The organism is Candidatus Methylacidithermus pantelleriae, assembly GCF_905250085.1.
Taxonomy (GTDB): domain Bacteria; phylum Verrucomicrobiota; class Verrucomicrobiia; order Methylacidiphilales; family Methylacidiphilaceae; genus Methylacidithermus; species Methylacidithermus pantelleriae.
In genome coordinates, this window is sequence record NZ_CAJNOB010000009.1 from 17,449 (window position 1) to 30,752 (window position 13,304).

A 13,304-nucleotide genomic window follows, 5' to 3' on the forward strand; every position below is an offset into this window, starting at 1 on the left:
GCCCTTCCTTGGCGCCGTTCCCCGCGAACTTCTTCCCGGTAAAACCTGGTACACACGGAAACGATAACCTAATGCAGGTCGCAAACGATCTCGTTGGTCATCTCGATCCACCAGCAGGATAGATCGACTCTGCCCGGCCGCTGCCGCTTCCAGATGCTCAAAACCGAAGCACATCAGCTGGTCGCAGTGCTCGGACCAGGATAACGCCGACCTTCGGACCACAGACCTGCCCAACGAGCCCTCTCGCGCTGGCCGTTCCTCCCAGAGCTGACCTCCTTGACGGCCTTGACGATCCGTAACCCTTTGCTTGAGAGCAAAGTCCGAGACCCCACGCCAATTGTCTGGCTCAATCCACTTCTTTCATTGGCGCTTACACACCTGCGCGTAGAGGGCCAGGCCATCCGCCGGCTCAGCCTCCGCATGCATGATCACGGTTCCGGTCGGCAGCTCTTCGGCCAGAGCAGACAAGCGCCTCTCCTTCGACATCCGCCAAGCCGCCTTGGAGCGAAGACGCTCCCCCCTTGGCCCAGACACTCAACTTCAGCTGGGTATGCCACCATGTAGCTTCCTATGTGCGTAGCTTATTTGGCCGCTCCGGACCCGCAGGGCATTCGGACATAAATCGGGCGGGCCACCTCCGTTTGCTAGAAACCCAAAAGTTCGGGATTTTCCCGCGTTCACTCAAAATCTTTCAAGGTTTGTCCGGGAAAAACTCTTCCCCTTCCCTGTCCAAAAGAGCTTTAGACCCTTGCCGTTCCGCAGAGAAACAGGCAAATAGGGAATTCTCGGACGAATGGATCTTCCCTCTTCTTTGCTCCACCCTTCAGGAAAAAAGCCACGTGTTCTTATTCTCGATGGGATAGTACAAGTAAGTGAGGATCGAATATTCTAATGTACCATAATCGTTCATAGCCTTTTTTTGGTCGAAAAAAGCTTCGGAACGGGTTATAGTGAAAGCGTGATTTTAAAGATTGACTTCCATTGTCACTCCCGGTTTTCAGCCGACGGGATCTCAGATCCCGAAGAGATGGTAGCAAAAGCTAAAAGACGAGGACTGGATGGTTTTGCTTTAACCGACCACGATACCTGCGATGGAATCCTTTACTGTTACAAGGCCGGGCTAGCCCGTCCTGACGGAAAGCCCGTGGATGGTTTTCTCATCCTGCCCGGGCAAGAAATTACGACCCGGCAAGGACATCTTTTGGCTCTCGGAGTGTTGTTACCGAACCTTCACGGAATTGATGCCAAGGAAGCCGTAACCGTAGTCCATTCGTCGGGCGGACTGGCAATCCCACCTCACCCCTTTGATTATTTTCGGGCTGGAATCCGATCTGCGGTACTCGACACGTTGGACATTGATGGGGTCGAAGTTTTTAATTCTGCCACCACCTTCCGGCACTGCAACCGGCGAGCCTGGGAGTATGCTCGCCAGCGAGGGCTTCCCATGATCGCGTGCAGCGACGCTCATTATGCCGATGTTATTGGGACCGCCTACACTATGGTGGAAACCAAGGAATTTACGGTTGAAGAAATTCTGGGAGCCGTCCGGAAGGGAACCTCTCTCAAAGAACATTACATTAGTCCCAAGGAAGCCTTAAAAAAAACCTGGAATAATGTCCTTCGGCTGCGCCGGCGAACCGCGTCTCAAACCCTGGGCTGAAAAGGGGCGATTTCGCAGGAAATCGTTTTGGAAGCTTGCGCATGGAGGGGATACCTCGATAGTTGTCTGCACAATGGGAGAGGTGCAACCCTCCTCTTCTGGCAAGGAAAAAGAAAGGTAAAGTCAGGAGGACTTATGGCGTGGGCACTTTTTTCTGCTTGGGAGAAGACCGGGCTTGTTGAGCTGGCCCGGGTGTTTCACCAAGCGGGCATCGGCCTTGTGGCGACGGAAGGTACTGCCAACCTTTTGCGTAACGCCCATTTACCGGTCCGGGAAGTGTCAGAATGGACAGGGTTACCGGAGCTTTTTGGGGGACGCTTAAAAAGCCTACATCCCAAAATCCATGGCGGGCTTCTTCTGCCCCGGGGACGCGCTCAGGACGAAATGCAAGCCCAGGCCCATGGGATTGAGCCGATCGATTACGTCGTTGTCCGTTTTTATCCCTTCGAGGAAAAGGCCCGCGATGGTTCCTTACGTCTCGAACAAGTGATCGAGTATATGGACATCGGAGGTCCCGCTTTGGTTCGGAGCGCGGCGAAGAATTTTCGTTGGGTAACCGTTCTTGTGGACCCCGACGATTATCGGTCCGTCATGGACCAAGTGGCAACGATGGGCGCTACCAATTTGGAACTACGCCAACGGCTCGCAGCCAAAGCGCTAGCCCTTACAAGTTACTACGACGCGAAAATCTCCCAGTACCTGCGGGAACATTCCTTCCGAAAGGAAGGTCCCCTGTGGCAAAAGTGGGCTCTTCCTCTTAACAAAGCCCAAGAACTACGCTATGGAGAAAATCCGCACCAGCGGGCGGCGCTTTACGGCGACTTCTGGCTGCATTTCCAGCAACTCCACGGCCGGGAGCTTTCCTACAACAATATCCTCGACGCCAGTAGCGGGATCCAGCTCGTTCAAGAATTTGGCTCTGTTCCAGCGATCGTGATTGTGAAACACACCAACCCGTGTGGGGTGGGGACAGGGACAACCCTTGTGGAAGCCTGGGAGAAAGCAGCCCGAACGGATCCTCAGGCCCTCTACGGTGGGGTCATCATCTCCAATCAGCCAGTGGACGGATCCCTGGCTCGAATCCTGGCCCCCGTCTTCCATGAGCTTCTGGTTGCGCCAGGATTTTCTCCGGAGGCGCTGGAAATTCTTCGTCGTAAAAAAAACCTGCGGCTCCTGCTTAACCAGTGGTCGCCTCCGGACACCGTTAGCCTTGAGGTACGTTCAGCCATCGCCAATTCATACCTCGTCCAGGAAAGCGATTCGGTCACCCCCAAGGAGGAAGAGTTTGAGGTGGTCAGCGAGCGATCCCCGAGCCCTGAAGAGCTGCAAGCCTTACGTTTCGCCTGGAAAGTAGTCAAGCACGTTAAGTCCAACGCCATCGTCTTCGCCACCTCCGATCGGACTCTTGGGATTGGTGCCGGCCAGATGGCCCGGATTGACGCGGTTCGCATCGCGGCGTGGAAGGCACGGGAAGCAGGGCTTTCCCTCGAAGGGAGTGTAGTCGCCTCAGACGGCTTTTTCCCCTTTCCAGACGGAGTGATTGCGGCAGCCGAAGCAGGTGCCACAGCAATCGTTCAGCCCGGCGGCAGTATTCGAGATCCAGATGTTCTGGCTGCTGCCAATGCCCGGGGACTTGCGATGGTGTTTACCCGCAAAAGATACTTCCGGCATTAGAAAGATCTTTGGCCCGTTGCTCGACCTTCCTCGTTTTCTTGGAAAGAGACTAGACTCCCTCTCCCCCACTAGCCCATTTCGCTACTGGGTAAGCTCTACCTTCCAGGAATCGACGTTCAAAAACCGGTGCCACGCATCCTCCACCGGGGCTGGCAAGCCCGAGTGGAGGAGAGGTCGCCACTTTGGCTTGCGGGGTTTCCGCAAAAGTCGCATTCCCGCCTCTTTGGGCGTGCGATTCCCTTTACGGCTATTGCACTCCACACAGGAGCAGACGAGGTTTTCCCAAGAAGTCTCTCCTCCCCGTTCCCTGGGGATGACGTGGTCGAGATTAAGAAATTCCTTGCTAAAACGCCGCCCACAGTACTGGCACGTGAAGTTGTCCCGCTGGAACACATTGTAACGAGTAAGCTTAACCTCCTTGGTGGGAAGTTGATCAAAGAAAACTAGAAGGATGACCTTGGGTACACGGATCCGGAAAGAAACCGTGTGCACCACGTCATGGCCCTCATATTCCGTTGAATATTCTAGCCACTCCCAAAAAGCGTAGGTGGCGTAGCTGTCACCCTCTTGCTGCACGACCTGTGCATAGCCTTGGTAAAGCAAGCAAAAGGCACGGCGAGCACTGCAAAGATTCACCGCCTGCCAAAGGCGGTTAAGTACGAGTACCGTCCGGTCCAGCGCCCCCATGGCCTTTTCCACCCAATAACCGCGGCCACCGATCCTGTCAAGAATGAGCCAGCCTACGAAAAAAGGCCTGGGAAGGGCAGCGAAAACGTTTTTTTTCCTTCCGCCTGCAACCGGACGAACCTCCAAGAGATCGTTTGCCTCCTCCCATTCGGACCCAGAGAACCCCACCCGACAGTTGATACGGCTCTCCAGCCTTGGGACAACTTAGCCACGGCTTGTCAACATTTTTGCCTCGCACTGTTTTGCTGAGCTGCCGGTAAAAAAGAATATTTTGGTGCAAAAAAAAGTGGACCTTTATCTAAGACGCTCCTGGTTCCAGCTGTTCGGCTTCCCACACCGAGCCATACAACAGAGCACATGAGCTCGTTTGGTCTTTCGAACCGGATGGTGTAAGATTCCCGTCCCTGGTGGCTTTCCCAGAAAGCCACAATAGCTAATCCTTCTACTGTTAGAGAGAACGACACGTAGCATCAGTTATGTATTTCCTATGAGAGAACTTCAGACACATGATGTCGCTTCCGTAGGATGGGATCGATGCTAGTTCAACTTGTACAGAAACATTAGCTCCCGACACAACAAAGGCTTTTTTTGCCGAAATCCGCTAGCACAAAACTTTTTTGTTGCTAAACAAGCCAAAAGCAAAAGAGGCATTTCCCCATTTAGCTCGGTGACAATTCGCTTGCATGGAAGGTCAGCTCAGCTATCTCTTTGCTGCCGCAATAACAGCAAGGAACAAAGCGAACACCCGGAGCCCATAGGTGAGAAGATGTTCCAAAACTTTCCACAGGGTCTCTCTCACTTTCCCGCGTGCGCACAAATCCCAATGCAAGCTGGCTACGCGGCCAAGGGTGGCAGAAAGAACCAAAGAAACCAGGAGCGATCGTAGGGCAGCAGACTCGTTTTTCGCTTTCCACATAAAGAGCAAAAACCAGAACGGAAAGAAGAGAACTCCCTATTCCTAGTTCCCGGACAACCAGCGAGACTTTCCGGTGATATACTAGCCCCGAAAACAGAACCCACAGAAAAATCCAATCTCCAGAGCTCAGTAACTGGCTTGAGAAGACTCCGTGGTAGAAAAACAAAAAAGACTAAAGGATAAGAGTCATTGCAAAATGGATATTTCTTGTGCAAATCCTCCACCGACAACTCTTAAGGTGCAAAGGCAAGCTAGGCATGGCACATCAAGAACAAGGGTTCGCTTGACCCAGAGACTATAAACTAGCGCTGACGGAAAGTAGCCCCCAGTTATTGCTCCCAAATAGGGCCCTCTTGCACGTCAGGCACCGATCCCAGAAAGTACTGCCAAAAGGAGGCTCGCCCAAGCCCCTTGCCCAAGGGAAATCTGGCCGAAACCGACCGCGCGGGGTTGTTTAGACGCATGGCGCCTATCCTCCTCATGGTTCCAAAAATTATTCACGAGATACACAGCCGAAGCTAGTATAGTAAAAAGCACCCACGTTTCGATGCTCTTGATCCACAGCCGGTTCGAGCCACCGCTCGGATGTCCATAAGGATAGAAAGGCCAGAAGATTTTTGCCCATTGGTGAGCTCGAGCTCCCGCTAACCAGCTTTATGACCGAAGCCGTGCTAAAGGAAAGACTTGTTCCAGTGGGACAACGCTTTGCAGTTGACGAATTTTTGCTGCGGATAACCCCACCACAATCGCACACGCGCTTTTCTCCCAGACAGGCCAATCGATGGCAGAATTACCCGCGTACACAAAACCTTTCTCCCCAAACCGAGCAACCAGCTCCTGAGCTTTTCTTTTTCCCGTAAGATTGGTTTTCTCATCGCTTGCTATGACTTCCTCAAAGATTCCCAGACAGGCGCTCACGGCTTCAGCTACGCGCCGGTTCGCTCCTGTAACCAAGAAAAGCCTTCGACCTCGCTCCCGCTCCCGGAGCAGATACGCTAAAAACTCTCGGTTCCAGAGAAGGTGACTTGGATCCCAGTTCTGGCAGGAAAATTCTGCAATCTTTTCCTTGCAAAAGGCTCTTCCACGAAAAAGCCAAAAGGGAATGCAGAAAAGCCTCCCAGGAGAAACGCGTGCCATCACAAGAAGAAGTTCCTGGAGAGTATCCCCTCGAACCAGTGTTCCATCCAAATCCACGCAAAGAGGTAACGTAGAATTGTCGCTCATCCAATAACTAACCTCCGACCACCCCAGAAGCCGCCAGGAGCCCAAGAGAAGGCATCTTCTTGCCGGATGCCTTCAACCTCACAACGATAGAAAACTGTCGGACCAAAGCAAGCGCAAGCTCTAGCTTGTTAGAGCTAGCCCAATAGTCTTTGCATGGATAACTCATCAAGAAGCAACAAACAATGCGTGCAGCCAGGATTACGACCCACAAAGTCAACCGCAATGTTGCCGGCGAAACCCAAAAGCCTTGCCCGCGTAACCAGCGAAGCGCAAGCCTAGTACCGTTCCTGACAGACCCCTCCCCTGCATTCTTTCCCCTACACCACCCGACCACCACACGGGATACACATTATCCCCTCCGCTTCAACGAGCTCAATACAGCGGCCCCGTGTTAACTTAAGCTCACCGTTCAGGCACCGAAGGGCACCTTATTCTTCGATCCAAATCCACTCGCGACCCATCGGCTGCTTCCGCCAATCACAGGCACCAAACCCGCAGCCGCCTCCGCATCGTCAACTCACCTTCCGACCAATCGCTCGACACAACCGCAAAAAGCAAAAAAGCCATTCTTCAGCGCCCGACGTCATTCCCAAAACCCACTCTCCAAGACCCTCGTCCATCCCCTCGCCCTCGCCATGAGCCCCAGCATCTCCCAGTACCCCGCTAACCCGGCCCCTGCGATCTTCCCAAAATGGGTTCTCCCACAATCACAGCCAGACAAATCCCCTATGCCACATGCCCATTACCACAACCACAACCCCAAAACGCTCCACCAACAAGAACCCGCAGCCACACATCGACACAACCCAGCAGTTTAGTCTCCACCACAATCACCTTCTCGACATGATAAGCCCTCCCAAAACCCTTCCAGCCAAACTAACACCCACAATCGCTTCACCCTCGAGAAACTAACATCTAAAAGCGTACACTGGCACGACATTTGCCCGCCAAAACCCCCAAACCCTTTCATCCCCTTTTTCCATCATCCTTCCTTGAGCCCTCACTCCGAGAACAAACCGAACAATACACTAGAAAGCACTCCAAAGCATCCCAAAGGTAAACGCTCACAAAGTCTCAGTCATTCACCCCGCGACATTGAGGTCTACGATACCCGTGGTCCAAACACAACTGGTCGTCACCCAGAAGCAAAACAGCCTCTCTGAAATTCATACAGAAACCGCAACGTCTTATCACTCTCCGAAACAAGTGTCCCATCGAGAAAGCAAAACAATGGCCTATCCCCTTCAAAACCTCCAAGCAAACGCCAAAAACACGCAGAATAATCGAAACAAACCTTCTCGAATGCAACCTTACATTCGGTACCCAAAAACCCCACGATCTCCCACGGAATCCATTTTGGCCCATACCAACAAATTCGTATACTGTTACACGAGTCACACTGCACTTTGGGCCAAATTGTTTTCTTCGAAGACCAAACGTACAGTGACGAAAAAAAGAGAAAATCATAATGTGATATTTTAATCCATCTACATATAAACGGTGCGCTGGGGTCTCGTCCACAAACCAAAACACAGCGGTAAGTGACCGTGTGCGATTTTTAAAGAAATAAAAAGGGGCTCAGCAGTGAAACTGGGATCATTTCCGAAGGCCAACCGCGATTTCACGGAGGATGCGACCTCCTAAGACTTTGTATCCAACATGCGTTCGAAAAGGACAAGCAAAGCACAAGTGCAAGGGGGTCCGATCAATCGAAAAACCGGAAATACAGAAGCGCTGAGAGAGCAGCAATCCCGTCCCACCAGCGAATTTTCTTCCCCTCTGCGTATGTTCTCCCCGAGTACGATATGGGGACCTCCCAAATCCGGCAGCCTAGTTTTGCTACCTTAACTGTCACCTCAGGCTCAAAAGCGAACCGATTCGAGCGGAGCCGGATTTTCTGCAGGATTTCTCTGCGAAAGACTTTATAGCCTACCTCCATGTCAGAGAGATTCAGATTGGTGATCATATTGGAAACCGTCGTCAAGAATCGATTAGCAGCCGCGTGCCAGAAGTAGAGGACACGCCGCGGGCCTCCGTGGAAGCGTGTCCCATAGACGACATCCGCTTTTCCCTCTAGGATAGGCTCAAGGAGTAAAGCGTAATCCGCTGGATCATACTCCAGGTCGGCATCTTGAACGAGAATGATCTTTCCCGTTACCTGAGAAAACCCGAATCGTAATGCGGCTCCTTTCCCTTGATTCTTCTCCAAACGGAAAAGCCGGACCCCTTGTTTTCCCTGCCACTTTTGAAGAACTTCCCACGTGCCGTCCGTCGAACCATCGTCCACCACAACGATTTCCTTTGGCCACGGAGTAGCTAGAACCCGATCGATGACCTGTCCAACCGTGGCTTGCTCATTAAAGACAGGTATTACAACAGAAAGAAAGGGACCGTCATCACTGTCCAAATGCACGGAAATCTATTTTACCTGGTTCTTTTTTACGGCAAAGACTTTTCAGGAGAATGCCCTCCCAGGTCTCGGATCCCCGGTACGATGCTTGCATCTGGGCTCGCCTGTCCGGCGCGTCGCTTTTCACGCAAAGGCAATCGCACTTTTTGACAGCACAAACCAAAACGTGATTTAGCTTAACTTCGACAGTGCTTGAAGCTAAGTTATTGTAAGCTAGCGAGTTAATTGTTTCGTCCTCCCTGCGCGATCCACTTGGGCCCGTGAGAAAAGAGAGGAAGCAGGCCCAGTTTCTGGAATAGCTTGCTTCCTTCTTTGGGCAATTCCCAAAGCATTTGCCGCGAAAAATTTGCCTTCCGACAAAAGCGGCGCTACGCGGATGTCTTAAAGACGAGCAAGGGGTTTGCCGGACTTCTTTCCGGAAGGCTTTCAAGATCCACTGGGCTCGGCGGCGGACGGTGAGCCACTAGGCCAGCAAAAAAGATCCGGATGGAATTGAGGACTCGCGCCCGCGCCGACCGCCAGAGATAGCGGGACGGACTTCCAGGGAGCTTTTGAGCTGGGAAAAGGCCAGTTTCGAACCTCGGGCGAGCCGCTTTTATATAATGGCTTCGGGGGGAAGCTTCGGGCGCAGGGAGAGAAGTCTCCAAGGAGCTACCAGGCGTAGATCGCTTTCTCTTCTGGGGTCCGCTCCTCTCTTTACGTTTCCACCAGAAGCGGCGCTCAGGGTCGACCCCCACTCTAAACCATTTATGGGCTTGAGGGCAAGAGAACCCCCCAACCGACCGGGCTGCCCAGTGTGACCGGATCGGCTCTTTGCGCGATCTCTCTGGGAATCTCGGCCAGCATCTCCTTGGCAGAAGCCACCCAGCTTTGCCGCCGGGCCCCGATCGCTCGAGGCCTACGCCATTTTTTTCCGACAAAACACCTATCGAAGAACACTATTGCCTTCCACCTCCATGAGTTAACTCCGGCCGGTAAGCCAAAGCTCCCGATCTTTTGGGAAGATGGCGAGAAAAAGCTATTGGAGCTTGGCCTCTCTTAGCTCAAGTGACATACGGAAGCTCTCTCTCCTTCAAGCGCCTCCAAGTTCCACCGGATTTTTCTTTCCGCCATCAAAAACAAAGGTTCCTTCTTGGATCCCCAACCGTCGTTGGAGTGTCACGAGCAACCCCACAAGCGTGTTCGAATCCGCCCGGTTTTCCCCCAGAATCTTTACAAGAAATCGGAACTCCTTGTGCATAGGTCGCAATCGAGAAGAAAAACTCGCCGCCGATCCCATCGGTCATCCCGGTTGTGCCCATAACGGGCCCGTCCCTCCGCCCTCGCCGCCTCAAAGTACACACGGGATAGATCATAAAGGAGAAAACTCGTTCCCCACAGGGAATCCTCGCAATAGAGCTTCTCTTCCACCCAGCTCCAAACCCGGTTTCACCCATGCCTCACCCGGTAAAGCCCCTTTTCCTCCAAGTCCTTTTTCCTCCACCCCGCATAGTCCCGTCCCCCACACCCTTCCCCTCGCTTTTCTCCCGCAACGCACACTACGGAGAGGCAAAACAATCCGCTCCAAAAGAGATCGCTTTAATCAACCGCTGCTTTGGCTCCGATCTCATCACTCCTGCAAGTATCTCCTCCAGACCTCATCTTCGCGACACGTCCTCCGTATCCCAAAGGCCACATCATGTAACGCCTCCCCCATCTCTGAGCCCTCTAGGGGGACAAGCTTCTGCCCTTTTAAGCTCGTGCCAACAATCTTTTGCGTTTCGACCGGCGGCCGGCTCAAATTGGCCCAACTCCTTGTCTTCACGTTTTTCCCCACCCAGTAGGACGGCCGAACCCCCACCTGCCGGTACACCTTCCCGTTGCGATACCCACGGACCTCCGGGACATAGATGCCTACAACCTACAAGAGCCACCCTCGCTATAAGTGAGGTTTTCTTCACAAACTACCATATCGACCCTACACAGTTTTCCATAAGTTCTTGCCTTGCCACTCAGGAGGTCAAAAAACCTGGAGAGGTTAAGTTAGCTCTCTTTGAGGCAGGAGACACATTCCGAGCTCTCACAGGTGCTTAACACATCCGCTCCTCGCTTTCGTTGGTGATCGCTCGCTGCGACAGTGCACTGGTGCCAGTGTCACCGATCGCTATTTGACCACGACTTGCACCTCTCGGGCGGAACTGGCCTTAATATCCTCAAACCAGGAAACCCACTCACTGACCATGTCCAGCTTTACAGTGTAGATGCCCGGAGTAGATGGCGCTTGGGCCTTGCCCGCAAGAATTGCGAATTGCCCCGGCCAAAGGGCTTGAGCAAGATGGGCACGTGCTTCAAGGGGTTGCCCATTGGCCGCGACCGCATCCCCTCCATCTACATGCCGCCATCTTCGGATCCCTAGACTAACCCCACCTCGGACTGGAGAAGAAGGGGTCTGTGCAAGCCAAACTGAGTGCCCGACATTTCGCACTTCACAGCTAAACTCAAACGTGGACCCAGGAGCCACCTGTTCAGGAAGCTTGCAGGGACCCACTACCGCCAGGTGACCCGTTTTTCCCAAAGTGTCCGGTAAAGAGCTCACCACCTCAACGGGAGAAGAAGTTTCTCCTTTCGCACCGCCCATCTTTATCTTGAGTTCCAGAAAATACTTGCCCATCTCCACAGGTGAGGAAAGTTTCGCAAATACCTGTTGTGCTCGCCCAGCTGGTACCACCAAGGGAAGATGTGTCCAGACATGTTCCTCCAAACTTTGCCCTCCGCTCCATCGCGCCACAGTAAAAAGCTTTTCGGTCGGAGAGAAAAATAGAGCCCGCTCACCTAAGTTTTTCACTATAACAGGGATACCCACGAGTTGCTTGCAAGCCACGACTTTCGGCAAGGAAACATCTATTTTAGCCTGAGGCTGTGCACCAATCTCACGCTTAATACGGTAAACACTGTCCCCGCCAAAACGCTGAACCAACACTAGCTCAGGATTATTCTCCAGAGCGTTTTCCAATGCCTCCCGATGCTCCCCAGAATAACCATCACCGTGAACAATAACTAGATCCACACCCAACGCACGCAGAAGGTCAACACTTTCTCGTTCCGGAAAGGATCCTAATCTTTCCTGAATGTCGAAAAACTGGTCAGGAACAAAGCCCGAATATCCGTTCACAATTCTGCGCCAGTGATACGTCGAAAAATACATGTACCAAAAATTGTGTTCTATGTCAGCCGGTAGCTCAGCCACTACCGTACTCTGCTCCTGCTGACCAAGCCACCGATACACTGGGGGTACCTCGGGCCCTGTGGGCACACGTACAACTGGCACGGGAATAGACAAGTATTCGAGTACCACAAGCCCTATTAATCCACCCGACAAAGCGGCACACGCTCCCCAACCGGTAGACAATCGGGACAAGCCTCCCAGGATTTTCCTTACTCCGTACCCGGCAAGGACGGCCAACGCTAGCATAAGTAGCGCCTCAAAGCGAGCCGGGCAGCGAAGAGCCTTAAATCCAGGAACTAGTTCGTAGAAACAACGATACGGCAAGGGAACGCCGGTTTGCCTACCGGCAATTTGTAGTTCAGGTCCAAACGACATGACCAACGCAAAGACCGCTAGCAAGAGATAGTATCCCTGGTTTCGCGTCGCACCAGCCTTCCAATGCAACCACACGCTCGGCTCCCTCTGCCCTTCCACGGTCAAAGTGCCGTTTTCTATTCGAGGGAAAGAAAGCAAACCGACTAAACCTAAAAGTGGAGCTACGATCCCTGGAAAAAGCCAGTGCTCCACACCACACTGCCTGTACCATTTTTCAGCACCCGGCAAGATCCTCAACAGCCGCGATATCCACCGGCCATACAGGTGATTCTCGGGCGGTGGCAATAGGTAGTCCACAAGGTGGGCAGAATAGAACTTCGCTTCCTCAATGGTCCGCGTGAAGCCATATTCCTCTTGGGCCTCAAAATACGGTAGACCAAACGGAACTACACAAATACCCACCACCACACAGGCGACGGCAAACTTCCGTACCCGATCCCATCCAGTTTCCTTCCACGCGGTCGCAAGGAAATACGTAACGAAAAGCGCTACGCCAAGTCCAAAGTAAAACGCATAGTAAAAGCACGAAAGTGCCTGCAGAATGAAACACGCCGAAAAAAGAAAAAAGTCCCTCCAGAGGCCGCTCACAAAAGCACGATGAAGAAAGAAAAGGGATAAAGGCATCCATTGCGTTGTCAATATCTGGACATGCCCGCATAAATGGGCAAATCTATACGGCGCAAACGCAAAGATTGTTCCCCCTAGAATCGCCGCCACTTCGCTTCCCGTCAAAAACCGGACGAGCAGGTAGGTACCAAAGCCAGAGAGGAAAAACGACATCAATAGGACAACATTATGAGCAAGTAAGGGGTTGCCTGTTAACCAGAGAACTGGAGCCGCAATAGGAATATCGCCAGCCAGCACCTCCGAAAAAGCTACGCTGTAAGGAAACGGATAGAAAATATTCCCGTGGAAAAGATGAAACGGGTCCGTGACTAATGATCGAGTCACCCAAGCGAGAATCCAGGTATTTAAAAGAGTGTCCCCGGTTTCTCTAGCATAGGTCGAAAGCTTAAGCGAAAGCGGATAGAGCATAAATATAGTAAGACCGAAAAACCAGAACGCGCTTAGAAGAGGGTATAAAGCACGTTTGTGCTCCATTTTTATTTCGCGTAATCTCCTCAAGTACATGTGTTCCCGTCCTGTTCAGCTC

Annotated in this window: 11 protein-coding genes; 2 read left to right on the forward strand and 9 right to left on the reverse strand. The window is 52.5% G+C overall.

Going from position 1 to position 13,304, the window contains the following annotated elements:
- Positions 1-360 precede the first annotated feature (360 nt).
- A complete protein-coding gene (locus KK925_RS11240) occupies positions 361-486 on the reverse strand; it encodes a hypothetical protein (protein WP_268905625.1) in 126 nt (41 codons plus the stop codon).
- A 472-nt stretch (positions 487-958) separates the two neighbouring features.
- Between KK925_RS11240 and KK925_RS03570 the strand changes: the two genes are divergently transcribed.
- Both KK925_RS03570 and purH read left to right on the forward strand, forming a co-directional pair.
- On the forward strand, positions 959-1,660 hold the full coding sequence (locus tag KK925_RS03570) for a CehA/McbA family metallohydrolase (RefSeq protein ID WP_174583029.1): 702 nt from the start codon (positions 959-961) through the stop codon (positions 1,658-1,660).
- Positions 1,661-1,795: 135 nt separating this feature from the next.
- Entirely contained in the window at positions 1,796-3,334 is a 1,539-nt protein-coding gene (purH, locus tag KK925_RS03575; RefSeq protein WP_174583030.1) for a bifunctional phosphoribosylaminoimidazolecarboxamide formyltransferase/IMP cyclohydrolase, read from the forward strand.
- An 81-nt stretch (positions 3,335-3,415) separates the two neighbouring features.
- Here the strand turns inward: purH and KK925_RS03580 are convergent, their stop codons facing one another.
- The 8 genes from KK925_RS03580 to KK925_RS03610 form a co-directional block, all read right to left on the reverse strand.
- Positions 3,416-4,189 (reverse strand): HNH endonuclease, encoded by a 774-nt coding sequence (locus KK925_RS03580; RefSeq protein WP_236027832.1) that lies wholly within the window; start codon positions 4,187-4,189, stop codon positions 3,416-3,418.
- A 1,077-nt stretch (positions 4,190-5,266) separates the two neighbouring features.
- Complete coding sequence (locus tag KK925_RS11245) at positions 5,267-5,401, reverse strand: hypothetical protein (RefSeq protein WP_268905626.1); 135 nt, start codon at positions 5,399-5,401, stop codon at positions 5,267-5,269.
- 190 nt (positions 5,402-5,591) lie between these two features.
- Entirely contained in the window at positions 5,592-6,161 is a 570-nt protein-coding gene (locus KK925_RS03585; RefSeq protein WP_174583031.1) for a haloacid dehalogenase-like hydrolase, read from the reverse strand.
- Positions 6,162-7,866: 1,705 nt separating this feature from the next.
- The gene (locus tag KK925_RS03590) at positions 7,867-8,574 is read right to left on the reverse strand and encodes a glycosyltransferase family 2 protein (RefSeq protein ID WP_214096258.1); all 708 of its coding nucleotides are present in this window, start codon (positions 8,572-8,574) and stop codon (positions 7,867-7,869) included.
- Positions 8,575-9,643: 1,069 nt separating this feature from the next.
- The gene (locus KK925_RS03595) at positions 9,644-9,850 is read right to left on the reverse strand and encodes a hypothetical protein (protein ID WP_174583032.1); all 207 of its coding nucleotides are present in this window, start codon (positions 9,848-9,850) and stop codon (positions 9,644-9,646) included.
- 72 nt (positions 9,851-9,922) lie between these two features.
- Positions 9,923-10,138, reverse strand: a complete 216-nt coding sequence (locus KK925_RS03600; protein WP_214096259.1) for a hypothetical protein — start codon at positions 10,136-10,138, stop codon at positions 9,923-9,925.
- A 42-nt stretch (positions 10,139-10,180) separates the two neighbouring features.
- Positions 10,181-10,423, reverse strand: coding sequence for a hypothetical protein (locus KK925_RS03605; protein ID WP_174583034.1), 243 nt, complete (start codon positions 10,421-10,423; stop codon positions 10,181-10,183).
- A gap of 291 nt (positions 10,424-10,714) precedes the next feature.
- Positions 10,715-13,252 carry a glycosyltransferase family protein gene (locus KK925_RS03610; protein ID WP_174583035.1) on the reverse strand — a complete coding sequence of 846 codons (2,538 nt, stop codon included), beginning with the start codon at positions 13,250-13,252 and terminating at the stop codon, positions 10,715-10,717.
- Positions 13,253-13,304: the final 52 nt, after the last annotated feature.